The sequence below is a fragment of the Nocardia sp. NPDC056064 genome, from assembly GCF_042266925.1.
GTDB lineage: Bacteria > Actinomycetota > Actinomycetes > Mycobacteriales > Mycobacteriaceae > Nocardia.
Window position 1 is genome coordinate 51,580 of record NZ_JBHJWO010000001.1, and the last position, 24,703, is coordinate 76,282.

General features: G+C 68.8%; 14 protein-coding genes. 8 read left to right on the plus strand and 6 right to left on the minus strand.

Translation table 11 applies throughout. The features are described from left to right. Nucleotides 1-53 precede the first annotated feature (53 nt). The 4 genes from ACFC06_RS00290 to ACFC06_RS00305 are packed head-to-tail and all read left to right on the plus strand — an operon-like array spanning nucleotide 54 to nucleotide 11,964. On the plus strand, nucleotides 54-6,524 hold the full coding sequence (locus ACFC06_RS00290) for a type I polyketide synthase (RefSeq protein ID WP_375925865.1): 6,471 nt from the start codon (nucleotides 54-56) through the stop codon (nucleotides 6,522-6,524). A gap of 24 nt (nucleotides 6,525-6,548) precedes the next feature. Continuing rightward, complete coding sequence (locus ACFC06_RS00295; RefSeq protein ID WP_375925868.1) at nucleotides 6,549-9,695, plus strand: type I polyketide synthase; 3,147 nt, start codon at nucleotides 6,549-6,551, stop codon at nucleotides 9,693-9,695. Then, complete coding sequence (locus tag ACFC06_RS00300) at nucleotides 9,692-10,678, plus strand: AfsA-related hotdog domain-containing protein (protein WP_375925870.1); 987 nt, start codon at nucleotides 9,692-9,694, stop codon at nucleotides 10,676-10,678. Before ACFC06_RS00295 ends, ACFC06_RS00300 begins: the two co-directional genes overlap by 4 nt. Continuing rightward, entirely contained in the window at nucleotides 10,675-11,964 is a 1,290-nt protein-coding gene (locus tag ACFC06_RS00305; RefSeq protein ID WP_375925873.1) for a protoporphyrinogen/coproporphyrinogen oxidase, read from the plus strand. Before ACFC06_RS00300 ends, ACFC06_RS00305 begins: the two co-directional genes overlap by 4 nt. 24 nt (nucleotides 11,965-11,988) lie before the next feature. Here the strand turns inward: ACFC06_RS00305 and ACFC06_RS00310 are convergent, their stop codons facing one another. The 3 genes from ACFC06_RS00310 to ACFC06_RS00320 form a co-directional block, all read right to left on the minus strand. Further along, a complete protein-coding gene (locus ACFC06_RS00310; RefSeq protein ID WP_375925875.1) occupies nucleotides 11,989-13,224 on the minus strand; it encodes a PucR family transcriptional regulator in 1,236 nt (411 codons plus the stop codon). A 166-nt stretch (nucleotides 13,225-13,390) separates the two neighbouring features. Next, complete coding sequence (locus ACFC06_RS00315; RefSeq protein WP_375925878.1) at nucleotides 13,391-14,641, minus strand: YhgE/Pip domain-containing protein; 1,251 nt, start codon at nucleotides 14,639-14,641, stop codon at nucleotides 13,391-13,393. Nucleotides 14,642-14,752: 111 nt separating this feature from the next. Continuing rightward, nucleotides 14,753-15,688, minus strand: a complete 936-nt coding sequence (locus ACFC06_RS00320) for a fumarylacetoacetate hydrolase family protein (RefSeq protein ID WP_375925881.1) — start codon at nucleotides 15,686-15,688, stop codon at nucleotides 14,753-14,755. A gap of 158 nt (nucleotides 15,689-15,846) precedes the next feature. Between ACFC06_RS00320 and ACFC06_RS00325 the strand changes: the two genes are divergently transcribed. After that, nucleotides 15,847-16,473 (plus strand): TetR/AcrR family transcriptional regulator, encoded by a 627-nt coding sequence (locus ACFC06_RS00325; RefSeq protein WP_375925884.1) that lies wholly within the window; start codon nucleotides 15,847-15,849, stop codon nucleotides 16,471-16,473. Nucleotides 16,474-16,535: 62 nt separating this feature from the next. On the opposite strand, the gene ACFC06_RS00330 is transcribed toward ACFC06_RS00325, so the two are convergent. Then, nucleotides 16,536-17,696: an amidohydrolase family protein gene (locus ACFC06_RS00330; protein WP_375925887.1), complete on the minus strand. Its 1,161-nt coding sequence runs from the start codon at nucleotides 17,694-17,696 to the stop codon at nucleotides 16,536-16,538. A 474-nt stretch (nucleotides 17,697-18,170) separates the two neighbouring features. On the opposite strand from ACFC06_RS00330, the gene ACFC06_RS00335 reads away from it, so the two are divergent. Together ACFC06_RS00335 and ACFC06_RS00340 are read left to right on the plus strand one after the other, a co-directional pair. Next, nucleotides 18,171-18,905, plus strand: a complete 735-nt coding sequence (locus tag ACFC06_RS00335; protein ID WP_375925890.1) for a DUF2993 domain-containing protein — start codon at nucleotides 18,171-18,173, stop codon at nucleotides 18,903-18,905. Between the two features lie 101 nt (nucleotides 18,906-19,006). After that, nucleotides 19,007-20,296, plus strand: a complete 1,290-nt coding sequence (locus tag ACFC06_RS00340; protein ID WP_375925893.1) for a YhgE/Pip domain-containing protein — start codon at nucleotides 19,007-19,009, stop codon at nucleotides 20,294-20,296. A 51-nt stretch (nucleotides 20,297-20,347) separates the two neighbouring features. Here the strand turns inward: ACFC06_RS00340 and ACFC06_RS00345 are convergent, their stop codons facing one another. Both ACFC06_RS00345 and ACFC06_RS00350 read right to left on the minus strand, forming a co-directional pair. Further along, on the minus strand, nucleotides 20,348-22,177 hold the full coding sequence (locus ACFC06_RS00345; protein WP_375925896.1) for an acyl-CoA dehydrogenase: 1,830 nt from the start codon (nucleotides 22,175-22,177) through the stop codon (nucleotides 20,348-20,350). Between the two features lie 215 nt (nucleotides 22,178-22,392). Further along, complete coding sequence (locus ACFC06_RS00350) at nucleotides 22,393-23,598, minus strand: TetR/AcrR family transcriptional regulator (RefSeq protein ID WP_375925899.1); 1,206 nt, start codon at nucleotides 23,596-23,598, stop codon at nucleotides 22,393-22,395. Nucleotides 23,599-24,039: 441 nt separating this feature from the next. On the opposite strand from ACFC06_RS00350, the gene ACFC06_RS00355 reads away from it, so the two are divergent. Next, nucleotides 24,040-24,648, plus strand: coding sequence for a 1-acyl-sn-glycerol-3-phosphate acyltransferase (locus ACFC06_RS00355; RefSeq protein ID WP_375935102.1), 609 nt, complete (start codon nucleotides 24,040-24,042; stop codon nucleotides 24,646-24,648). The last annotated feature ends 55 nt before the right edge of the window (nucleotides 24,649-24,703 follow it).

The window sequence follows — 24,703 nt, forward strand, 5'->3', positions numbered from 1 at the left end:
CGTCGCACTGCTCGATTCCCTGTCGTACCTCTGATGCAGGAGATGTTTGCCCTATGGCTCGCGAAGACGAACTACGCAATTACATGAAGAAGGCGATCCGGGAATTGCAGACCACCCGCGCCCGCCTCGACGATGTGGAAGCGCGCGCGACCGAGCCGATCGCCATCGTCGGCATGGCGTGCCGTTATCCGGGAGGGGTCACCTCGCCGGAGCAGCTGTGGCAGGCGGCGGTCGAGGGACGCAGCCTGGTGTCGGAGTGGCCGGCCGATCGCGGCTGGGACATCGAGGGTCTGTTCGATCCCGAGCCGGGGGTACCGGGCAAGTCGTATGTGCGGATGGGTGGATTTCTCGACGGCGCCACCGGTTTCGACGCGAACTTCTTCGGGATCAGCCCGCGCGAGGCGCAGGCGATGGATTCCCAGCAGCGTCTCGTGCTCGAGACGGCCTGGGAGGCCTTCGAGCGGGCGGGTATCGATCCGACGACCATGCGCGGCAGTGCCACCGGGGTGTTCGTCGGGTTGATGCCCGATACCGAGGGCCCGTCCTCACGCGATATCGACGAGCGGGTGCGCGCGACGATCGAACAGTTCCTGATGACCGGTCAAGCATCGAGCGTCGCCTCGGGGCGGGTCTCGTATGTGCTCGGCTTGGAGGGTCCGTCGGTCACGGTGGACACCGCGTGCTCGTCCTCGCTGGTCGCGATCCATCAGGCGGTGCGATCGTTGCGCACCGGTGAGTCGACGATGGCGCTGGCCGGCGGCGTCACGGTGATGGCCACACCCGCCGCGTTCGTCGCGTTCTCCACCCAGCGCGCGCTCGCGCCCGATGGCCGGTGCAAGTCGTTCGCCGCCGGCGCCGACGGCACCGCGTGGGGCGAGGGCGTCGGTATGTTGCTGCTCGAGCGTGTCTCCGAGGCCCGGCGTCTCGGCCACCGGATCCTGGGTCTGGTGCGGGGGACAGCGGTGAACTCCGACGGCGCGTCCAACGGCTTGACCGCCCCGAACGGGCGGTCCCAGCAGCGGGTGATCCGCTCCGCGCTGGCCGATGCCGGGCTGAGCACGACCGAGGTGGATGTCGTCGAGGCGCACGGCACCGGAACCCGCCTCGGTGACCCCATCGAAGCCGAAGCCCTGCTCGCGACCTACGGCGCCGAGCGCGGCGGGGAAGCGCTGCTGCTCGGGTCGCTGAAGTCGAATATGGGGCACACGCAGGCCGCGGCCGGGGTCGGTGGGCTGATCAAGATGGTGATGGCGATGCGGCACGGGGTGGTGCCGCCGACACTGAACGTCGACGAGCCGACGCCCCACGTGGATTGGTCCTCCGGCTCGGTCCGGTTGGTCACCGAGGCGCGAGCCTGGCCCGCGACCGGGCGGACGCCGCGGGCCGCGGTGTCGTCGTTCGGGATCAGCGGAACCAACGCCCACGTCGTCGTCGAGCGCGGGGAGTACCCACCGCAGATCGACGAGACCGCGAGAACAGCCGCACCGTCGGTGATTCCGTGGGTGATCTCCGCGCGATCCGCCGCCGCGGTGGTCGCGCAGGCCGACGCGCTGCTGGCCCGGCTCGAGGCCAAGGACACCGACCCGGTCGACGTGGGTGTCGCGCTGCTGGAGACCCGGGCCCGGTTCGAGCATCGCGCGGTGATCGTGGGTCACGACGCCGAGGAGCTGACCACCGGACTGCGGGCACTCGCGGCGGGGACGCCTGCGCCGAATGTGGTGCGCGGCAGCACGACCGCGGCGGTCACGGCGGTGATGTTCCCCGGTCAGGGTGCCCAGCGCGCCGGGATGGGACAGGAGCTGCACCACGGCTATCCGGTGTACCGGGCCGCCTTCGACGAGATCTGCGCGACCTTCGATCGCCATCGCGAAACACCGCTGCGCGACCTGATCTTCGACACCGGCGAAGCGGAATCGCTCGACCGGACCGAGAACGCCCAGCCCGCCCTGTTCGCCACCGAGGTGGCGATGTACCGGCTGGCCGAATCATGCGGACTGCGACCGGCATTCGTGCTGGGCCACTCGATCGGTGAGATCGCCGCGGCCCATGTGGCCGGAGTGTGGTCACTCGAGGACGCCTGCACCCTGGTCGCCGCGCGTGGTCGGCTCATGCAGTCCGCGCCTGCGGGTGGGGCGATGGTCGCCGTCGCCGCGGATCTCGAGTCCGTCGCGGAACTCGTGGGCCGATACGACGACGTCGGCATCGCCGCGGTGAATGGTCCTGGCTCCGTGGTCGTTTCGGGTGTGCGGGCATCGGTGGACGCTCTTGTGGAGCACTGGTCGACCGAGGGCGTCCGCACCCACCGACTGCGGGTGAGCCATGCTTTTCATTCCTCGCGGATGGACCCGGTGCTGGCGGAATTCGCCGAAGTCTGTCGCGGATTGACCTATCGGCCGCCGACCTTGCCGGTGATCTCGGCGCTGACCGGCAAGGTGGCCGAGGCCGCGCAATTGTGTTCGCCGGAGTACTGGGTGAGCCACCTGCGTGAGCCGGTGCGCTACCTGGACGCGGTGCGGTGGGCCCGTGAGCAGGGCGGGGTCGACTGCTTCGCCGAGATGGGCCCCGGGGCGGCGCTGACGGCGATGGTGCACGAGATCGTCGACGACGGTGCGGCGCTGACGGCCGCCGCGTTGCAGCGGCCGGGTCTCGCGGGCGATCTCGCATTCGTCGCGGGACTGTCCGCGCTGTACGCACACGGGGCGGCTCTCGATCTGACCTCGCTGTTCGACGGCGCCGACGCGCGAGCGGTCGATCTGCCGACCTATGCCTTCCAGCGTGATCGGTACTGGCTCGAGGTCAGCGAGGGCAGCAATGTGCGCGGCGCCGGTCTCGACGCCGACAGCCATCCGCTGCTCGGTGCGAGGATCGGCCTGGCTCAGGACGGCGGATTGCTGCTGACCGGGCGGCTGTCGCTGCACTCGCACCCGTGGCTGGCCGGTCACCGGATCGGTGGGGCGGTATTGCTGCCCGGTACCGCGTTCATCGAACTCGCCTGGCATGCGGGCCAACTGACGCAGTGCCCGATCGTCGGCGAACTCGTGCTCGAGGCCCCACTCGTGATTCCCGAGGACGGCGCGGTGGAACTGCAGGTACTGGTCGGACCGGCTCGGGAATCCGGGCACAGAACGATCGGGATGTACTCGCGTATCCAGACCGCCGCCACCGAGGAGCGACCCTGGACCGGTCACGCCACCGGCACCGTGCGACCGGCGGACGAGATCGCGGTGGCGGCCTGCGGTACCTGGCCTCCGACCGGTGCGGTGCCGGTCGCGATCGGCGACGCGTACGAAGCGATGTCCGCGGCCGGTTACGACTACGGCGCCGTCTTCCGGGGCCTCGGCCAGATCTGGCGCCACGGCGAGGACGTCCTGGCCGAGGTGACACTGCCCGAATCGGCCACCGGGGAGGCCGCCGAATTCGGTCTGCACCCCGCGCTGCTCGACGCCGCACTGCACGCGATGATCGTGACCGGCACGGTCGGCCCGACCGAATCCGGCAGGATCCGGCTCCCGTTCGCCTGGGAAGGGGTCTCGCTGCACGCGGTCGGCGCGTCGTCGCTGCGGGTTCGCCTCACACCGGTCGGCACCGACCGGATCGGTCTCGAACTCAGCGACTCGGCAGGTCAGCCGGTGGCGAGTGTGCAGTCGCTGGCATTGCGGGAGATCCCCCTCGCCGCATTGGGACAGCGCCAGGTGCCCTCGGACGGCGGACTGTATGAGCTGAGCTGGGTCACGGTTCCCTCGCCGGAACACAGTGGGGGACAAGGTGAGTGGGCGGAGTTGGACTTCGTCGAACGTGGTCTGACGGTCGAGCGCTGCGAACGCGCGGATCGCGACCTCGTCATCGTGCGGACGCGCGGCCGTGCCGATGCCTCCGTGCCCACCACCGTGCGCGAGCAGGTGACCGCGGTGCAGGCGGCCGTGCGCCGGTTGCTCACCGATGACGAATTCGCCGAGGCCCTGGTGGTCTTCGTGACCAGCGGCGCCGTGGCGATCCACGGCGCCGAAGACATCGATGACCTGGCAGGCGCCGCGGTATGGGGTCTGCTGCGGTCCGCCCAGAACGAGAACCCGGGCCGCATCGCGCTGCTCGATCTCGATGATCGCGGTGACTGTCACGAGGCGGTGCGCGGCTGCGCCGCACTCACCACCGAACCGCAACTGGCCATCCGCAACGGCGAGCTGTACGCGCCGCGCCTGGTGCGCGCGGGCGCGGACACGGTCGGGTCGCCCGAACTGGTCGGCCGGGACGACTGGCGATTGGTCGACAACGGGCGCGGAACCCTCGACGGCGACAACATGGTGCTGTCGTCCCGGACGGAGATCGAGCCGCTCGCCGCCGGACAGGTGCGGATCGCGGTGCGGGCGGCGGGCGTCAACTTCCGTGATGTGCTGATCGTGCTCGGGATGTATCCGATCCCGGAGACAGCCATCGGCGGTGAAGGCGCGGGTGTGATCGTCGAGGTCGCGCCCGATGTGCTGGATTTCGCGGTCGGCGACCGGGTGATGGGCATCTTCACCGGCATCGGTGCCACGGTGGTGGCCGACCGGCGCACGGTCGTCGGGATTCCGGACGGCTGGTCGTTCGACGACGCGGCCGCCGCGCCGATCGTGTTCGCGACGGCCTACTACGCGCTGGTCGACCTGGCGCGGGCGCGGCCGGGGGAGTCGCTGCTGATCCACGCCGCCACCGGCGGAGTGGGGATGGCGGCCGTGCAGCTGGCCAGGCATCTCGGGTTGGACCTCTACGTCACGGCCAGCCCCGGGAAATGGGATGTCCTGCGCGCGAACGGCTTCGACGACCAGCGGATCGGCAATACCCGGACCACCGAGTTCCGGGCGAAGTTCCTCGAGGCCACCGGTGGACGCGGTGTGGACATCGTGCTCGACTCCCTGGCGGGCGACAAGGTCGACGCGTCGCTCGACCTGCTGCCGCGCGGCGGCCGGTTCATCGAGATGGGGTTGACCGACCTGCGTGACGCCGACGAGATCGCGGCGACCCACCCGGGCGTCCGGTACCAGAACTTCATCCTGATGGACGCGGGCCCGGACCGGCTGCACGAGATCCTGTCCGCACTGCGCACATTGTTCGACCGCGGTGAGCTCCGGCCGCTTCCGGTGACCCGCTGGGACGTGCGGCGCGCGCCGGAGGCGTTCCGTCAGCTGAGCCAGGCACGTCATGTCGGCAAGTACGTGCTGACCGTGCCCGCGCCGCTCGATCGCGACGGCACGGTTCTGGTGACCGGCGGCACCGGCGGCCTCGGCGCGCTGGCCGCCCGGCACCTGGTCACCACCCAGGGCGTTCGGCACCTGGTGCTGACCAGCCGCCGCGGACCCGGCGCGGACGGGGCGAGCGAACTCGCCGCCGAACTGTCCGCCCTCGGCGCCCAGGTCGAGATCGCCGCCTGCGATGTCGGCGACCGTGACGCGCTTCGCGCGCTGGTCGCGGCGATTCCCGCCGCGCATCCGCTGACGGGTGTCGTCCACACCGCGGGCGTCGTCGAGGACGCGCTGTTCACCGAGCACACCCCGGACCACATCGCACAGGTGCTGCGTCCCAAGGCCGACGCCGCCTGGCACCTGCACGAGGTGACCGAGGGACATCCTGTCGCGATGTTCGTGCTGTACTCCTCGATCGCGGGTCTGCTCGGCAACCCCGGCCAGGCGAACTACGCCGCCGCCAACGGCTTCCTCGACGCGCTGGCCCAGCACCGCAGACACCGGGGCCTGCCCGCCACCGCGATGGCCTGGGGGCTGTGGGAGCGCGGCACCGGCATCACCGGTCACCTGACCGAGCGTGACCTGCGGCGAATGCGCCGCGAAGGGCTCATCCCGCTCCCCGACGACGAGGGGATGGCACTGTTCGACAACGCCCTGTCGACCGGCAGAGCACTGGCTGTGCCTGCCCGGCTCGATCTCACGGCGCTGGGCTCGCTCGGCGACGTCGACGAGATGCCCGCGATGCTGCGGTCACTGCTGCGCGGCCGACGGCGGGCGGTGGGCGGCGGCTCCGACGAGGCGGCGAAGCTGCTGGCGAGCCTCGCCGGTCAGGAGGCCGCCGAACAGGAGCGGATCGTGCTCGGTGTCATCCGGTCGCACGCGGCCGCCGTCCTGGGGCACGCGTCGGCGGAGGCGGTGCCCGCCGAGACCGCGTTCACCGACCTGGGGTTCGACTCGCTGGGTGCCGTGGAATTCCGCAACCGGCTCGAGGCGGCCACCGGCGCGAAGCTGCGCACGACGATCGTCTTCGACTATCCCGACGCCGCCGCGCTGGCCGGCTACCTGCGCACCGAGATCGCACCCGTGGACGACCCGGGCGCCCGGGTCCTCGATCAGCTCGACGCGGTGGCGGCCGTGTGCGCCGGGACGGAACTGCCACCGGAGCGGGTCGGCGAACTGCTGCTGCGGATCGACGACCTCGTGCGGACCCTGCGCGGCGACATCGCGAGCGATCTGCTCGACAACATCGACGGTGCCGACGACGACGTCCTGTTCGATCTCATCGACCAGGTCCGTTCGGTCTGAGCCCGGACAGGAAGCGAGAAGCCGATGGCCACCGAAGCGGACCTTCGCACCTATCTCAAACGCGCCACCCGACAGCTCCAGGAGACCAGACGGCAGCTCGAAGACGAGCAGGCACGCACCCGCGAACCGATCGCCGTCGTGGGCATGGCGTGCCGGTTCCCCGGCGGGATCGAATCGCCCGAGCAGCTGTGGGAGGCGCTGATCGACCGGCGCGACCTGATCTCGGAGTTCCCGGCGGATCGGGGCTGGGACGTGGACGGGTTCCATGATCCCGACCCGGACAAGTTCGCCAAATCCTATGTGCGCGAGGGCGGTTTCCTGGCGGGCGCCGGTGAGTTCGATGCCGGATTCTTCGGGATCAGCCCTCGCGAGGCGGAGGCCATGGACCCGCAGCAACGTCTGCTGCTGGAGCTCTCCTGGGAAGCGGTCGAGCGGGCCCGCGTCGATCCGGCCACCTTGCGCGGCACCGATACCGGCGTGTTCGTGGGATTCAGCGATCAGGGCTACGGATTCGGCGCCACCCGGGCCTGGGACGGCGCGGAGACCTACTACTTCACCGGCAACCATGCCTCGATGGCGGCGGGCCGGGTCGCGTACCTGCTGGGGCTGGAAGGTCCGGCGGTCACCGTCGACACCGCCTGCTCGTCGTCGCTGGTCGCGATTCATCAGGCGATGCAGTCGCTGCGGCTGCGCGAATGCGGCATGGCGCTCGCCGGCGGCGTGACGGTGATGTCCACCCCGATGCCGTTCGCGCTGTTCTCGCGTCAGCGCGCGCTGGCGCCGAACGGACGATGCAAGTCCTATGCCGCGAGCGCGGACGGCACCGCCTGGGGTGAAGGGATCGGTGTCGTTCTGCTGGAACGGCTGTCGGACGCGCGGCGGCACGGGCACCGGGTGCTCGCGGTCCTGCGTGGCTCGGCGGTGAACAGTGACGGAGCGTCCAACGGGCTCACCGCCCCGCGCGGACCGGCGCAGCAGCGGGTGATCGCGGCCGCGCTGGCCAACGCGAACCTGCGCGCGGCCGACATCGACCTGGTCGAGGGCCACGGCACCGGCACCGTGCTCGGTGACCCGGTGGAGGCGCAGGCCCTGCTGGCCACCTACGGGCAGCGCGACGGTGCGCCGCCGCTGCTGCTGGGCTCGGTGAAATCGAATATGGGACATACGCAGTCGGCTGCCGGCGTGGCCGGACTGATCAAGGCGGTGCAGGCGATCCGGCACGCGATGGTGCCGCCCACCCTGCACGTCGACGCGCCGACGACGCACGTCGATTGGGCCGGGGATCGCATCCGGCTGGCACTGCGGCCACAGCCGTGGCCGACGACCGGACACCCACGCCGGGCAGCGGTGTCGTCCTTCGGCATCAGCGGCACGAACGCGCACCTGATCATCGAGCAGGCACCGGAACCCGCCGAGTCCGAGATGATCTCGTCCGATCCGCACCCGAGCCCGGCACCTCCGCCGATTCCCTGGCTGCTGTCGGCACGCAACCCCACCGCCCTGCGCGCGCAGGCCGCGCGCCTTCGCGCCGCCGTCGCGAACTCCTGCGACGATCTCGTCGACATCGCGCATTCCTTGGCCACCACGAGAACGCGATTCGACCATCGCGCCGTCGTCGTGGGGTACACCCGCGAGCAGTTCCTGGACGGACTCACCGCCATCGCCGACGACCACTCCGCCCCCCGCGCGGTCGTGTCGCGCCGTGGCGCCGCAGGCAAGCTGGCGATGATGTTCCCCGGTCAGGGCGGGAAACTCGCGGGCATCGGCCGCGGCCTCTATGACGCATACCCGGTGTTCGCCGCCGCGCTCGATACGATCTGCGCGGGCTTCGACGCCCACCTCGAGGATTCGTTGCGCGCCGAGATGTTCGGCACCGGTGAGCTGCTCGCGCGCACCGACTACACCCAGCCCGCCGTGTTCGCGCTACAGGTGGCGCTGTTCCGGTTGCTCGAATCCTGGGGCGTGGTACCGGCATTCGTCGTCGGCCACTCGATCGGTGAGCTGTCCGCCGCGCACGTCGCGGGTGTGCTGTCCCTGGACGACGCGGTGGCCGTGGTCGCCGCCCGCGGCCGGTCGATGCAGCGCATGGACCCGGGGGCGATGGTGTCGGTGCGGGCCTCCACCGCCGAGGTCGCCGCCTCTCTCGCCGGCCGCGAGACCGAGGTGTCGATCGCCGCGGCCAATGGACCGAACGCGACCGTGATCGCGGGCGACGTCGCCGCGGTGGGTGAACTCGCCCGGCACTGGCGGGTGCGGGGCAGGCGAGTGGCCCGGCTCGGTGTCGACCGTGGCTTCCACTCGCCGCACGTGGACACCATGGTCGATGAATTCCGCGCGATCCTCGCGACCGTCGACCTGCACGAACCGCGTATCCCCTTCCTCTCCACCGTGACCGGCACGGAATCCACGCCGGGACAGGTGACCTCGATCGACTACTGGGTGCGTCAGGCCCGTGAGCCGGTGCGTTTCCACGAGGGTGTGCTGCGGCTGCACGAATCCGGCGTCGTCACCTATCTCGAGCTCGGCGCGGGAGACACCCTGTCCGGTCTGGTCTACGAGGCGCTCGCCGACACCGGCAGCACGGCCCTTCCGGTACTGCGGCCCGGAACCGACGAAGCCGTTTCGGCGATCCGGGCCGTCGCGGGAGCATGGGTGACCGGCGCCGAAGTACGTTGGACGGCACTGTGTTCCGGCGAGACCGCCGCGGAAGTAGATCTGCCGACCTATGCGTTCCAGCACCGCCGCTACTGGGTCCACACCGACAGCGCCGTACTCGAAAGCATGATCGGCGCGGCGGGCGCCGAAGTCGCCGCCGACCGGATCGCCGGTCGGCACGACGCAGCGGAAGGGACGGCATCGCCCGCGCGGCCGGACCTGCTGACCGTCCCTCGGGATCGGCGCGGTGATGTCGCGGTGCGACTGGTGGTGGATCAGATCCGCGAGATCCTCATCGACCTCACCGACGACGAGATCGACCTGGACGCCACGGTGCTCGAGATCGGGCTCACCTCGCTGTCGGCCCTCGAACTGCGCGCCAGGATCAACGCGGTCGCGGGGACGCACCTCTCGGTGGAGGATCTGTTCACCCATCCGACGCCACGGGCGCTCGGCGCGGTACTCGCCACCAGACTCTGGGACGACGCGCCAACCCACGCGGCGGTGCCGGCATGAGCGGGGGGTTGTCGCCGGTCCGCGGGGCCCTCGGTTTCGAGCAATTGGTGCCCGCCGCGCTGGCCCACCGGCGCGGGCTGGCCGAGGTCTACGTCGCCGACACCGCGATGGTAGGGAGCTCGGAATATCTGGCCGCCGTGCAGGTTCCACGGGCGCACTCGCTGTGGTTCGACCGGCTCGTCGCCTACCACGATCCGTTCTCCGCCGTCGAGGCCGTCCGGCAGGCACTGCTCGTCGTCGGTCAGCGACACCTCGGTGTTCCCGCCGACGCGCCGGCCAGCCTGCAGCGGATGGCGTTCGCGGTGGAGGACCTGAGCATGTTCCGCGACAGCGAACGAGAACCGTTCGAGGGAGTGGTCCGCCTGCGTCCCGGCGCGGCCGGAACCGGGCGCGGCTACTACCAGGATGTCTGCTTCGACGCCACGCTGTCCGTCCACGGGGCGCTGGCGATGACGCTGCGCGGCAGTGGAATCACCTTTCCGCGTGACGCGTACGACGAGTTCCGGGAACTCCAGCAGGGCAAGCGCCCCACCGTCGCCGCGGTCGGCCCCAGCTCGGTGCGGCGGCTGCCACCCGAACTCGTCGGCCGCCGTGACCCACGCAATGTCGTGCTCGCCCGCACCACGGGCCAGGAGCTCGTCGTGGTCGTGGACCGCGCGCATCCGAGCTTCTTCGACCATCAATACGATCACGTCCCCGGCCCGTTGCTGCTCGAAGTGTTCCGGCAGGCGGCGGTGCTGTCCGCGACCACGGCGGGACTGCTCGTCTCGCCGGTCGCCGCGGTGATCGACCTCGAGGCCCAGTTCACCGATTTCGCCGAACTGGACGCCCCCATCACCTGCACCACCGCCGCCGTCGGCGATCTCGATCTCGACGAGATCACCGTCGAGATCGCGCTGCACCAGTACGGCAATCGCATCGCGCTCGCCCACGTCGAGCTGGCGCACTATCCCGCGTCCACGCGATCACAGGAGCTCACATGACGACCACAGCATCGGCGAAGCGGTACGCGGTCATCGGCGGCGGCTTGTCCGGCATCGGCGCCGCCTTCGCGCTGCACCGGGCAGGCCACACCGTGGAACTGCTCGAGCAGGACGCGGTGCTCGGAGGCCGCTGCGGGTTCGACAGCCTCGGCGGGCGTCCGATCATGATGGGCGGCAAGAACATCGGCCGCCGCTATACCGAGCTGCGCGCATTCATCGCCGACTCCGGGGAACGTGCCTACGAGCCCTTCGGCATCAACAGCTCGCAGATCGTCGACGGCGAACTGGTGACGCTCGACAACCCCGGCGTCGCCGGTTTCCTTCGTCATCTGCTGCGCATGGGTTCGCCGATCGACGCGGCGCGTCTGCTCTACTACGGCGCGCGGGTGCGGTTCGACGAAAGCAACCGCTACCTGGGGTCGGACTGTTTCGGCAAAGCCGAGAGCGCCACGCTCGACGCACGCTTCGGCGCAGACTTCTGCCGATCCGTGCTGCGGCCGTTGACGGTCCGGCTCAATGCCGCCGAACCGGGCGAGGTGTACCTCGGCGCGCTCGGGGTCGGCCTCGGCATGGTGCAGGACCGATACGACCAGCTCGTCGACGGTATGCAGCCGGTCCTGGACTGGTTCGCCGCGCAGGTGCCGGTCCGGCTCGGCACCCGGGTGGATCGCATCGTGGCACGCGACGGCCGGGTGATCGGACTCGATCTGGCGGAGAACGGCAGGGCGGCGGAGTTTTCCGCCTACGACGGTGTCGTCCTGGCCATCCCGGCCCACGCGGCCGCCGTCCTGCTCGAGCCCGTGGTTCCCGCCCTGAGCAAGACCCTGAACGAGGTGGCCTACCACCCGTCCACCGTCGCGGTGGTGCACTACGAACAGCCCTTCTTCGGCAGCGACGTCCGGTCGATCGCGTTCGACTCGGGGCCGTGCAGTGCCGCTGGTGTCTACGGCGTGAACGATCTCGACATCGTCCGCTACACCTTCAGCGGGCGCGATGCCCGGCCGATCCCGGATGCGCTGCTCTTGGCGCAGTGGATCGACGACGCCGAGGCGAGGGTCCGCGGCTGCCTGGACCGGCCGGCGATCTCGCGGGTGCGCACCGAGACCCGCAGTTGGGCCGCGGCGCACTGCGCCTACCTGCCCGATCACACCGGATTCCGCGCCCGGCTTCGTGAACAGCTCGACTCCGTCGCGGGACTACAGCTCGCCGGTGACTACCTGCTCGGCGCCCAGTTGGAAGCCTGCTACCGATCCGGGATCGCGGCGGCAACCGCCTTGACCGCGTAGCCGGGCCCGGGGCGTCACGTGACATCACGCGGCGCCCCGGGGATGCACCATGTCGTCGGCGAGCAGAGCGATGCGGGCCCGGAGGATACCCTCGGCGGTCGTCAAGTCGAGGTCGGTCAATCCGCTCACCCGGCGCAGACGGTAGTCGATGGTGTTGGGGTGCACATGCAGTCGGCGACCGGTGGCTTTGCGATTGAGGCCGGTCGCCATGTACGTCCGCAGCGTCTCCAGCAGCTCGGGATGGGTGGCGAGCGGGGCGATCACACCGGCCAGGTGCTCGCGCGCCGGACCCGGCCGGGTGAGCTGGTACTCGATGGCGATATCCGAGAGTTCGTACAGCCCCGGTGGTTTGGCGATTCCGCGCACCAGCTCGAGCAGTTCGTGCGCGTCTTCGGTGGCCTGCGGGATCTGTTCGATCGGGGCGGGCACCAGCGTCGCGGTGAGCTCGACACCCGAGGTCGCGCTGATGGTGGCCAGCACGTCGCCGGTCATCTGCGGGAGCTCGGGTTCGTCGCTGGGAATCAGCAGGGTGCCACCCCTGGTGCTCAGCAGGGCCAGCGACCGGGAGGCGAAAGCATCGGCCAGCGCCGCCTGCACCCGCCGCAGCTTGCGTCGCGCCACCACCTGGGCGTCCACGCGCGGATCGTGCTCGTCGGCCAGCTCGGGGATCATCAGCGCCACCACCTGATAGGAATCCGCGACCCTGATGCCGGTCTGCCGGGTGAGGGCGCCGACACCGTGGCCGCTCAGCAGCGCCGAGACCATCGTCTGCGCGCCGGTCTGGTGCTCCTTGGCGACCTCGCGCTGCTCGTCGAGATAGGCGCTCGTCACCGTCGCGTTGATGACCTCGAGCGTGCGCAACAGCAGGCGGGTCCCCGCGACGACCTCGGCCAGATCGTCCGCGGTCACCTGCTCGATCACGAGCTCGAACCCGATCCGGAACCCCTCGGCGTAGGCGCGCAACAAGGTACCGACAGGCACTCCCTCCCGCGCGTGCTGGGCGGCGGCCGCGCGCAGCGCCGCGAGTTGCTGCTCCGACGGCGTCGTGCGTTTGTCCAGCATCTCGATCGCCAGCGCCAGACAGCGGCGGGTGAACTCGGTGATATCGCCGCGCATCGCCTCGCTCGGCAGTGCCTGGCACGGCATCACATTCTCGGCGAAATAGGAGACCAGCTGGGAAACCAGTTCGTCGGCATTCCCGAGAGCGCTCGATGCGGCCCGGCCGTCCGCGATAGTGAGCGGATTGTGGATCCGATCCATGGCTTGAGAATTCATCGAGTGCACTCCGGTGTGGCGGACAGCGATTGGGACTTGTGTGAGTCGCAACATAGCCATTCGGAGGTCGTAGTCGCCGGTCCCATAGGATGACCTGGTGGGATCACGACGCACTCACAGCCGGGTTGTGTGGACTCACAAGCGGGGGAACTCACCCGTTCGCTGGAGGGTTGCGCGGCGGTCCGGCACGGTCGTAGACCATCGTGCTCACCGCGCCGAGGACCAGGCCGACCGCCAGGCCCAGCGAGGTCATCCAGAAACCCCTCGCGAGCCCCGACACCGGATCGGCGTCGAAGTACAGGATCGCGCGGACCGCCATGTACACCTGATGCAGTGGTTCGAACGAGGCCAGCACGCCGAAACAACGCGGCGTGGCCTCGATCGGCACCGAGCCGGCCGAGGACGGCAGCCCGAGAACGACGAACACGACCAGGTTCACCAGCAGCCCCGCCGAACCGAGTGCGGCGAGCACCGACACGCCGGTGACGCCGATGGCGATCATCGCGAACGCGCTGTAGAGGAACAGCAGAAGCGGTTGCGCGACAGGCATTTCCAGCAGGTGCGCGACGACGAGCAAGACCGCCGCGACAAGCGGCGCCGCGACGACGAGCACGCCCCACTTGAGCAGCACCGTGCGCCATCGGGTGATCCGCACCGGTCGCACCCGCAGTGACCACGGTCCGTACTCGGTCGGCACGAAGCCCAGCGCGCCATCGACCATCGTGTGGACGATCATCGCGCCGAGCGTGCCCGCGAGCAGCAGGACGAGAGCGTAGAAGAACGCGCCGAGCCCGGCGCCGCTGCCCTCGGGCAGTGGATGGAACTCGGTGTGGATCACCTCGACAGGATTGCGCAGCGACACGACGGTCGCGCCCGGCAGCGGGTGGTCCGGGCCCAGTGTGCTGGTGACGGTGGCGAGGAGTTGCGCACCGATCCGCGCGTTGACCTCGGCCAATGCCCGGTCGCTGAATCGTTGCACGATCGTCGAGGCGAAGGCGCCGGTGCGCGGATTGGTCCGCACGGTGATCGTGGGGCGTTCGATCTCGCCGGGAATCACGCTCCCCGTGCCCAGCGTGCCGAGCCGTTTGGTGAAATCACCCGCGATGATGATCGCGCCGTAGAGTTCGCCACTGCGTAGCTGTCTTTCGGCCTGGGCTGCTCCCAGTACGCGCAGATCGATCTTGTCCGCGGGCACACCCTGGCGCAATGCCGTGGTGATCTCCCCACCGACATCGCGCCACTGCGGTGGCGAACCGAGCATGTCGCCGACATCCTGGTCGACCAGCGCGACCGGGAAGTCGTGCAGATTCTTCTCGGGGTCGACGATGTAGCCGAGATACATCATGGCCATCAGCCCACTGAGCAAGGTCACAACGATGGTCGGCAACAGCCAGATACGCACGGCCGCACGCTAACAGCGGCGGAGAACGCGCGGCGACGGCTTGGAAACTGTCCAATGCTGCTCCTCGCGGCCTGGATCAGGTCCGAAACGCCCCGGCAGCCGCGGCGATCGCTAGGCGTATCGCACGGTCGTGCGTTGCCTGCCGAGATCGATGGCGCCGTCGTCGGTGGCGACCGTCGCTTCGATGACGTCACCGTCGCGCAGGTACTTGGGGTTCTTGGCCTGGCGGTCGAAGAACAGCTTCCACTTGATCCTGGGGGGCAGCATGGCGCCGATGATCTCCACCGGCTTGGGTGGGGCGCTGATCGCGGTTCCCACCGGGGTTCCGGTGAGCAGCAGATCGCCGGGCTCCATCCGCTGGAACCGCGACAGCGCCCGCACGGTCTCGAGCGGTTGGTAGATCATGTCCGCCACGGTCATGTCCTGGCGCTTCTCGCCGTTGACCCACAGCCGCAGCCGCAAGTCGACGAACCGGTCGAGTTCGCCCGCTTCCAGGAGCACCAGTGCCGGTCCCGTCGGGGTGAACGTCGGATACGACTTGCCCTCGTAGTACTGGGTCTGCGGCAATTGCACGTCGCGCGCCGAGATGTCGTTGGTGACGACGAGTCCCGTGATGTAGTCGCCGAGATTGCCGGCTTCGATCTCGGTGCCGACGGGCATCTCCCTGCCGAACACCAACCCGATCTCGACTTCGTAGTCCAGGAGTCGCACATGACTCGGACGGACGACGTCGTCGTGGGGGCCACTGATCGATCCCGAGGCCTTCCTGAAGAAGGTGAGGGGGACCGATCCGGGATCTCCGCCGGAATCCTTCACATGGGAAGCGAAGTTCGTCATCTGGGCGACCACCCGGCACGGTGCCGTGACCGGGGAGAGCAACGAGAGTTCACGCACCGGGACCAGGTCGGTGTCTCGCGCCGCCCGGGTGATCGCGGAGCGGTCGGCGAGCAGGTCGGCGGTCGTGGTGGCGTCGGTGGCGATCCGGGCCGCGCCCGCGGGGGTCAGCAGCCACCAGCCGTCGATCGCGCGGAGAACGGTGTGTGCCATGAACGCTACTTTCTTCAGGCCGATCAGCTGCTCGTATGCTGACGATATCGTCACTTGAGACGTATGCATCAGTTCGGATCAACTGGATGATAGCATCAATTATGAGATAGTGATCATTTGTGTGATCGGGAATCGACTGACTCGGTGTGGAGGGCACGATGGATGACACTGGCGGCACCAATCGGCTGGAGCGGCGCAAAGCCCGGACTCGGGCGGCGCTGGTCGCGGCGGCGCAGTACTTCATCGCGCAGGGCAGGCTCAATGTGCCCATTCTGGAGATCACCCAGGCCGCGGACGTCGGCATGGGGTCGTTCTACAACCATTTCTCGAGCCGGGAGCAACTCCTGCAGGTGGCCGTCGCGGAGGTGCTCGACCGGCTCGGTGGCGCGCTCGACGAACTGACGGCAGACCTCGACGACCCGGCGCACGTCTTCGCGCAGAGCTTCCGCCTGGTGGGCAGGGTGCACCGGCGTGAACCCACCGCCAGCAAGGTTCTGCTCGCGGAGGGACTGGTCTACGCCGGGTCGGACAGGGGCGTGGCCGCGCGAGCGCGCCGGGATATCGAGATCGGTATGCGCGCCGGTCGGTTCCGGGTGCGCGATCTCGAACTCGCGCTGGTGATCGTGTCCGGCGCCGCGCTGCGCCTGGGCCAGTTGTTGCACGAACAGACCGACCGTGACGACGCCGCGGCCGTCGACCAGGTGACCGAAGACCTCTTGCGCATGCTCGGACTCGGCGCGGAAGAGGCCCACGACATCAGTCGGCGTGCCCTGCCGGAGATCTGACGTTCGGCTCGGGCCGGGCGGGTGGGGAACCACCGCGCCCGGCCCTGGACCGACGGTGGGGATCAGCCTCCGTTGATCGCCGCGGCCAGGCGGGGAAGCTGGCGCAACGGGGCGTGGTGCTCGACTTCCATGCGCTGTTCGGCGTCGAAGATCTCGCTGAGTCCCGGGGCGGGGTCGTGGGTGCCGGACTGCGGCAGAGTGGTCGCGCTGAAGGGCCAGTCCGAACCGAAGACGATGTGGTCTCGGCTCGTCACGGCCGACACCGCCGACATCGCGGCGCTGGATCCGCTCAGCGCGGTGTCGTAGTAGAAGCGCGAGATCTGCGCCTTCGCGTCGAGCAGGGACGGCTTGTCCAGGCCCTGGGGCCAGTTCTCGCCGACGGTGGTCTCGGAGGCGACGCCGACGCGCCAGGACAGGAACGGCAGGGTGCCGCCCGCGTGCGAGAGCTGGAACCGGATGTTGGGGTAGCGCTTGGTGACACCGGTCAGCATCATCATCGTCGCGGCCCGGGTCGTGTCGAAGGTGTACTCGATGAGGAAGTCGGGCAGGGGCAGGCTGGGCTTGGCGTCGTCCGCGATCGCGGCGGGGTGCACGAAGACGTAGGCGTTGCGCTGGTTGAGCGCCATCATCAAGGGCTCGTAGCGCGGGTCGCCCAGGTAGACACCCTGGTAGGCGGACAGCAGCACGATGCCGTCGGCGTGCAGGACGTCGAGGGCGTAGATCGCCTCGGCGACCGCGGCGGGGATGTCGGGCATGGGCAGAACCGCGAACGAGCCGAAGCGCGTGGGGTACTGCCGGGTGAGTCCGGCGACGTACTCGTTGCAGTAGCGAGCCATGTCGTTGGCTTCCTTGCCCGGGGCCAGGAACCCGACGCCGGGGTCGGAGACCGACAGGGCTTGGGCCTGGATGCCGTAGTAGTCCATGAACTGCATCGCGGACTCGGGCGACCACTCGGGGGTGGGGTAGCCGCCGACGGTGTAGTGCCCGTGCGACAGCAGCGCCGCGCGGTAATCCGGCGGCAGCACGTGCGTGTGCAGGTCGATGCGGTAGGTGCCGGTGGGCGCGGCGTACTCGGCGCGGGCGGTTCCGGCCGCGCCGACCTTGGTCGAGCTACCGAGGGGGAGAGCCGTGGCCGCGGCGACACCGAGCGTGCCTGCGACAGCTCCTCCCAGCATGCGGCGGCGGCTCACACCGGCGCGCGACGGAGTATCGGATTCGTTCACGAGAATGTCCTTTCCTTCGGTTGTTTCGGTCGCATCGCGAAGTCCCGCTCGGCGCGGTCGGAGTCCGCCCGAAGGGGGATGGGCTGCGGGGTGGAGAGCGCTCGATCGAGCTGATCGAGCGAAGCGATGCGCGAATCGCTGATGAAAGTATCAGATGCGATGCGACAGGTGGCCGAACCGGTGTTCTTGCACCGAGGTCGTTCCACCGGAGGATCTGGGCAGGGAGTGCGACCGGCATCATCGGCGGAGGCGCTCACTGCTGTTATAGACCGTCATAGATGACGACATGGTCAGTCAACTGTCGCCAGAGAATTCTCAGGCGATCCGCAGTCCTTCGCCAGAGAACGCGTGGGCGAGCTCACGCGAAATGGAGCCTTACGTCAGATATGATGATTTCATCATCACAGTGAGAGTGTGGCAATCGTGCCCGGGAACATCTCCCGGTCCGCCAGGGGGAATCCGGAGGAGAAACGTATGAAGCTTCAAGAGCTGGATCCCGTCGACAACGGCAAGGCGCCCGGTAGGAGTGTGCGGCGACGAATCGCGCGCGGCATGACTGTCGGTCTGGTCGTCGCGCTCGTGCTGGCGACGATCGGGATCGTGTCGGTCGAGCTGTATCTGCGGAACCGGATCGAGGGCTGTCTCGCGGCCGGCCTGCGCGACGACCTCGGGTCCTCGGTGGACGTGGATCTGGGTCCGCGACCCGTCGTGCTCAGCCTGATCGACCGGCAGATCCCCGAGCTGACCGTGGACGGTGACGACGCGCAGTTCGGTCCGGCGGAAGGGATGGCGGTCCATGCCACCCTGCACCAGGTCTCGACGGCGCAGGACGGGGCTTCGGCCACCGTGGGCAGCTCCGAGGCGCGCGTCGACTGGAGCGCCGAGGCGATCCAGCGCACGCTGCACGGGCTGGCCGGCGAGGTGAGTATGTCCGCGGCCGACGGCACGGTCGATGTCACCGGGGTCATCGGCGTGGTGTCGGTGCGGCTGCGCCCCTACATCGAAGACGGGGTGATCCGCGTCGAGATCGTCTCTTCTCGCGGGGTCCCGACGCAACTGGCGAACGAGATCGCCGACCTGCTCACGGAGAGCCTGCGCGACTATCCGCTCGGGCTCCGGCCGGAGTCCGTGACCGTCGCCGACTCGGGAATCCGGGTCGAACTCCGTGGTGGCGCCACCGAGCTCCCCGTATCCGGCGACACGTGCTGATTTTTTCATCAGGAATAGCTTGACCTACCAAGAGCTGGTGCTCGATGATCAGTTGGTGGGTTGCGACGTAGTTGCCGAGCTGACGGTAGAGGAGTGGTTCCATGGCGATCACCGGTAGGAATCTCGCGAGGTGGCTGCGTCCCGGTGCTGTTGTCGCGGTGCTCGCGGCACTGCTGGCGACCATGTATCTGGGATACATCGTCGACCCGGAGAAGAACATGCACGACTTCCCGATCGGACTGGTCAACCTCGATGACGGCGACACCGTCGGCGGTGAGCAGGTCAACGTCGGCGATCAGATCGCGGCCTCGATGGTGCAGCAGATCCCCGCCGACAAGGTCGCGCTGCGTGAGATGGGTCTGCCGGAGTTGCATCGGGCCATGCTCAACGGCGAGATCTACGGGGCGATCGTCATCCCTAGTGACTTCACCAAGCGGGTGTCGATCCTGGGCGCGGCCGGTGTCGTGCCCGGCGATGTCGATTGGCCCGTCATCACCGTCGAAACGAATCCGGCGGCGGGTGCCTACGCCACCCAGATCATGCTGCGCATCACCACCCAGGCGACGGACGCGGCGAACAAGGCGGTGGGCGCGCAACTGCTCGAGCGGGTGCAGAACCAGCTCCAGCCGACCTCGGACGCACCCGCCACCGAGCTCTCCGGGGTGAGCCGCCTCGCCCTGGCCGAGCCCGTCTCGGTGGTGGTCGTGCCGTTCCGTGAGCTCCCCGACGGCGCCGGTGGGGGACTGTCGGCGTTCTTCTACACCCTGCTGTTGCTGCTGGCCGGGTTCACCGGCGCGATGATCATCCACACGATGGTGGACGCGTCACTGGGCTTCACGCCGACCGAATACGGACCCTGGTACGTCCACTACCCGGCGACACCGATCTCGCGCGTGCGAACTCTGCTGCTCAAATGGGGCATTCTGGTGGTCGTCGCGCCGGTGGTGTCCGCGATCTACCTGGGGGTCGCGACGCTGCTGGGGATGTCGATCGAGCGTGCTCCGATGCTGTTCCTCTACGGGGTGCTCGCGATCGTGGCGGTCGGGGTCACCGCGCTGTCCGTCCTGGCGATCTTCGGTGCGGCCGGGATGCTCGTGAATCTCATCGTGTTCATCGTCCTCGGCCTGCCCTCCGCGGGGGGAACCGTGCCGATCGAGGCGACACCGCAGGGCATGGCGTGGCTGTCGACCTTCGAACCGATGCACCAGATCTTCATCGCGGTGCGGGCGATCCTCTACTACGACGCCCGGGCGAGTTCGGGCCTGGCACACGGCGTGGGGATGGCCCTGCTCGGTCTGCTGATCGGGCTGGTCATCGGCCTGGCCGCGACGATCTTCTACGACCGGAAGGGACTGGAACGCCGGGCTGTCCCGGCGGCCGCAAAGCAGTGAGTTCCGCGCGGACCGGCGCCGACCAGCACGTGGTGGGCGCCGGTCCCGCGATCAGAAGGCGGCCTCGTCGAGATCCATGATCGCGGAATCGATATCCGCGATCACGGCACGGTCGGCACCGAGCCGGGGCAGTACGGTGCGGAGGAAGTAGGACGCCACCGCGATCTTGCCCGCGTAGAAGTCGCGGTCCGAGCCGGCGGACGGGAGTGCGGCCGAGGCGATTTCCGCCGCCACCAGCAGTCGCCACCCGATCAGCAGATCGCCGACCGCCAGCAGGAAACGGACCGATTCGAGCCCGACCTTGTACAGCTCCCGACCGTTGTTCGCGGACGCGAGCAGGTGCTGGGTCAGAGTGGCGGTCATGGCCTGCACGTCGTCGAGCGCGGTCAGCAGGAGTGCGCGTTCGGCCTTGAACTCGGGTGTGCCCGATTCGGACTGGGCCGTCGCCCGGACCTGGTCGGCGATATGGGCCAGGGCCACGCCCCGGTCGCGGGCGATCTTACGGAAGAAGAAGTCCTGCGCCTGGATGGCGGTGGTGCCCTCGTAGAGCGAGTCGATCTTGGCGTCGCGGATGTACTGCTCGATCGGGTAGTCCTGCAGGAAGCCCGAGCCACCGAAGGTCTGCAGCGAGTCGGTCAGGTACTGGTAGGCGCGCTCGGAGCCGACACCCTTGACGATCGGCAGCAGCAGGTCGTTGACGCGGGCCGCCAGCTCGGCATCGGCACCCGAGACGTGCTGTGCCGCTTCAGGGTCCTGGTGCGCGGCGGTGTAGAGGTACACCGAACGCAGGCCCTCCGCGTAGGCCTTCTGCAGCATCAGCGAGCGCCGGACATCCGGGTGGTGGGTGATGGTCACCTTCGGTGCGGTCTTGTCGGCGATCTGGGTCAGGTCGGCGCCCTGGACGCGGGTCTTGGCGTATTCCAGCGCGTTCAGGTAGCCGGTCGACAGGGTCGCGATGGCCTTGGTGCCGACCATCATCCGGGCTTCCTCGATGACCTGGAACATCTGGGCGATGCCGTTGTGGACGTCGCCGACGAGCCAGCCCTTGGCGGGCACGCCGTGACCACCGAAGGTGAGTTCACAGGTGGCCGAGGCCTTGAGCCCCATCTTGTGCTCGACATTGGTGACGAACACGCCGTTGCGGTCACCGAGTTCGCCGGTCTCGGAGTCGAAGTGGAACTTCGGCACCAGGAACAGGCTCAACCCCTTGGTGCCGGGGCCCGCGCCCTCGGGGCGGGCCAGGACCTGGTGGATGATGTTGTCGGACAGATCGTCGGCATCGGCCGAGGTGATGAACCGCTTGACGCCCTCGATGTGCCAGGAGCCATCCTCCTGCTCGACGGCCTTGGTGCGGCCGGCGCCGACATCGGAACCGGCGTCCGGCTCCGTCAGCACCATGGTCGCGCCCCACTTCTTCTCGACCGCGATCCTGCCCCAGCGCCGTTGTTCGTCGGTACCGATGCGCTCGACGATATCGGCCATGCCGGGCCCGGTCAGGTACATATACGCCGCGGGCTGGGCGCCCAGAAGCAGTTCGTTGATCGCCCACGCGAGCATCCGCGGTGCCGCAATGCCGCCGATGGCCTCGGACTTCGCGACGCGCCACCATTCGGCGTCCTGCCACGCCCGGACCGAGCGCTTGAACCCCTCCGGTAGTCGCACGGTGTGGGTCGATGGATCGAATTCCGGTGGATTGCGGTCGGTTTCGGCGAACGAGGCCGCCACCGGCCCCTCGGCGATCCGGGCCGCTTCGACGAGCATCGTGCGCACGGTGTCGTCATCGAGGTCGCCGAACGCGCCGGAACGCAGCACGTCCGCCAGGCCGAAGACCTCGAGCAGGTTGAACTCGAGGTCTCGGACATTGCTCTTGTAGTGGCCCACGGCCGAGTCCCTTCGACAGGCCGGTCGAGACGACCGGGAGTGAGGTGGAATGCGCGGATCGGATACGCGCCGTCGGCCATTGTGGGCGCGCGCCGAAGCGCTACGCAACCGTAAGTTACTCACGACTAAGCGTAATCAGTCTGAGATCCGCTGGTGTCAGATCATGAGAACGGTGGTCTTGCGTTAAGTGGACCATCGCTAAGCTGGCGAGCGAGTCAGTCGTGGAGCGCGATCCGGTCACCGATGGCGATCAACGCACCGGCGAGATTCCGGTGGCCGAGGGCGCGCGGGTTGCGCACGGCATCGATCACGACGGTGCCGATCGCCTGGACGAGGATCCGGGCCTCCGGGAGCGGCAGTTCGGCCTGGGCCGTCTGCAACAGCCGGGCCCAGTTCAGGATGCCGTCGCGATGGATCCGGCGGTAGCGCGTGGCCTGCGGTTCCGGCAGATGTCCGACCTCGCTGACGGTGGTACCGAGCAGGTCCGGCTGCTGGAGCGCGAATCCCACGAACGATTCCATCAGCAGATGGATCGCCTCGCGGGCGTCGCGGCCCTCGGCCAGCGCGCGGGAGGTGTACAGCCCGATCCACTGCTCGTTGCGCACGATGATCTCGTTGAGCAGGTCGGCCTTGCTCGCGAAGTGGTGATACAGCGCGGGTCCGCTCACGCCGACGGCGGCGCCGATGTCTTCGATGCCGACCGCGGCATAGCCACGCGTGTTGAACAGGCGCGCCGCCGCGCCGATGAGGCGCTCGGGCCGGGCGATTCGTTCGAACTCGGGGGACGGCGGTGGCGCCGCCGGACGCGATGTGCGGGGCGAGGTCCCGCCCGGAGGCAATTCGGTGGCGAGGAGTCGCACGATCGCGGCGTCGAGCACCGAGGTGAAGGTCGTCGACGGCAGCTGCTGGCGGTGATACGACGGGCTGACCGCCACCGAGAGAACGCACCAGCTCAGCAGCTCGACGTCGTGGTCGGACAGCTCCGGGCGCCGCGCGCGCACCGCCCGGCGCAGGTAGCCGGTCAATCGCACCGCCCGGATCAACACCGACGAGCGGTGCGTGGCGGTGAGGTTGCGGAACTCGAGCTGCCACAGCCTCGGCAGGCCACGCAGCTCGAGCGCGATGACGACGAGTTCCTCGAAGACCCGATGCCCGCTCGCGTCCTGGACCGCGGCGGCCGCCAGCCGGGACACCGTCGCGTCCAGGCCGGACATCAGGCAGTGGCCGAGCAACTCCTGCTTGTTGCGGAAATGGCGGTACAACGCCGCCGAGGAGATCCCGACGGCGGTGGCGATCTCGGCCATGGACGTGCCGTGGTAGCCCGCGTGCGCGAAGGCGTCGGCGGCCGCGCTGAGGATGGTGGCGCGGCGGTCGCGTGGACGTCGGCGAATCGCGTGGTCGCCCGGGGTGCTGGTGCTCATCGTCTCCCAGTCTGGCGTACCGGGGGCTGTGCCGTCGGGGGTGGCCACCGCACGGCGTGGTCGTGCGATGGCGTGCGCGACCGGCCCCAGTGGGTGAACTCACAGCCGTACGAATGCGTCGATCAAATATGATCAAATTATCAATGTTGCGATCATTGATACGAGTTCTGTGCGGTGTTCGTTCCACAGCGCGGCGACAAGCGCGGGAAGTGAGAAGTAGTGACTGACAGTGGTGTTCAGCCGCTTCACGATGAGTCGTTCGATGACGCGCCGCAGGGTGGGAAGGGGGTCGAATCCGCGCGGGCACCGGTTGCCGTGCGGATTCTGCTCGGGGCGTTCCGGTGGTATCACCGCCACGAAGTGGGGGGTGTGCTCGACCCGGCACCGGGGCCGTCGTTGTTCGTGGCCAACCACGGCTTCGGCGGTGTCTTCGATCTGAGTGTGTTGGCCGCACGATCGGCCTATGTCCGCATGGGGGATCGGCGACGGGCGGTCGTCCTGACGCATCACATGGCCTGGGTGATAGGGCTCGGCCCGTTGCTCGCCAAGATGGGGGCCGAGCCCGCGACCGGTGAGAACGCCCGGGCGGCCCTCGCGCGTGGCGAGCATGTCCTCGTGTTTCCCGGGGGTGATGTCGACGCGTTCAAGTCGTGGGGTGAGCGCAACCGGATCATCTTCGACGGGCGGACCGGCTTCGCGAGGCTGGCGATCCAGGCGGGAGTGCCGATCGTTCCGGTGGTCACCTCGGGGGCGGGGGAGTCGCTGATCTGCCTGTCCGACGGTCGTGTGCTGGCGCGCTGGCTTCGCCTCGACAAGGCGCTGCGGCTCAAGCGGCTGCCGATCACGCTGTCGTTGCCGTGGGGGCTCACCGTCGGAATCGCGGGGTTGTTCCCCTACATCCCGCTGCCGACCAAGGTCCGGACCACGGTGCTGCCCGCGATGCGGCCGGAGGGTGGAGAGTCGCCGGGGGAGTTCGCCGACCGGGTGCGTCGGGTGATGCAGGACGAGATGGATCGCCAGACCGCGAACCGTGTCCCGCTGCTCGGGTGAGAACTGGTCAAACCACCAATTCTGAGTATTTCATCAGAACCACTTGACGTGGAAT

Bases quoted from the DNA above. Each gene is read 5' to 3' on its own strand.
- ACFC06_RS00290 (WP_375925865.1), top strand. From the start codon at position 54: ATGGCTCGCGAAGACGAACTACGCAATTACATGAAGAAGGCGATCCGG.
- ACFC06_RS00295 (WP_375925868.1), top strand. From the start codon at position 6,549: ATGGCCACCGAAGCGGACCTTCGCACCTATCTCAAACGCGCCACCCGA.
- ACFC06_RS00300 (WP_375925870.1), top strand. From the start codon at position 9,692: ATGAGCGGGGGGTTGTCGCCGGTCCGCGGGGCCCTCGGTTTCGAGCAA.
- ACFC06_RS00305 (WP_375925873.1), top strand. From the start codon at position 10,675: ATGACGACCACAGCATCGGCGAAGCGGTACGCGGTCATCGGCGGCGGC.
- ACFC06_RS00310 (WP_375925875.1), bottom strand. From the start codon at position 13,224: ATGGATCGGATCCACAATCCGCTCACTATCGCGGACGGCCGGGCCGCA.
- ACFC06_RS00320 (WP_375925881.1), bottom strand. From the start codon at position 15,688: ATGGCACACACCGTTCTCCGCGCGATCGACGGCTGGTGGCTGCTGACC.
- ACFC06_RS00325 (WP_375925884.1), top strand. From the start codon at position 15,847: ATGGATGACACTGGCGGCACCAATCGGCTGGAGCGGCGCAAAGCCCGG.
- ACFC06_RS00335 (WP_375925890.1), top strand. From the start codon at position 18,171: ATGAAGCTTCAAGAGCTGGATCCCGTCGACAACGGCAAGGCGCCCGGT.
- ACFC06_RS00340 (WP_375925893.1), top strand. From the start codon at position 19,007: ATGGCGATCACCGGTAGGAATCTCGCGAGGTGGCTGCGTCCCGGTGCT.
- ACFC06_RS00350 (WP_375925899.1), bottom strand. From the start codon at position 23,598: ATGAGCACCAGCACCCCGGGCGACCACGCGATTCGCCGACGTCCACGC.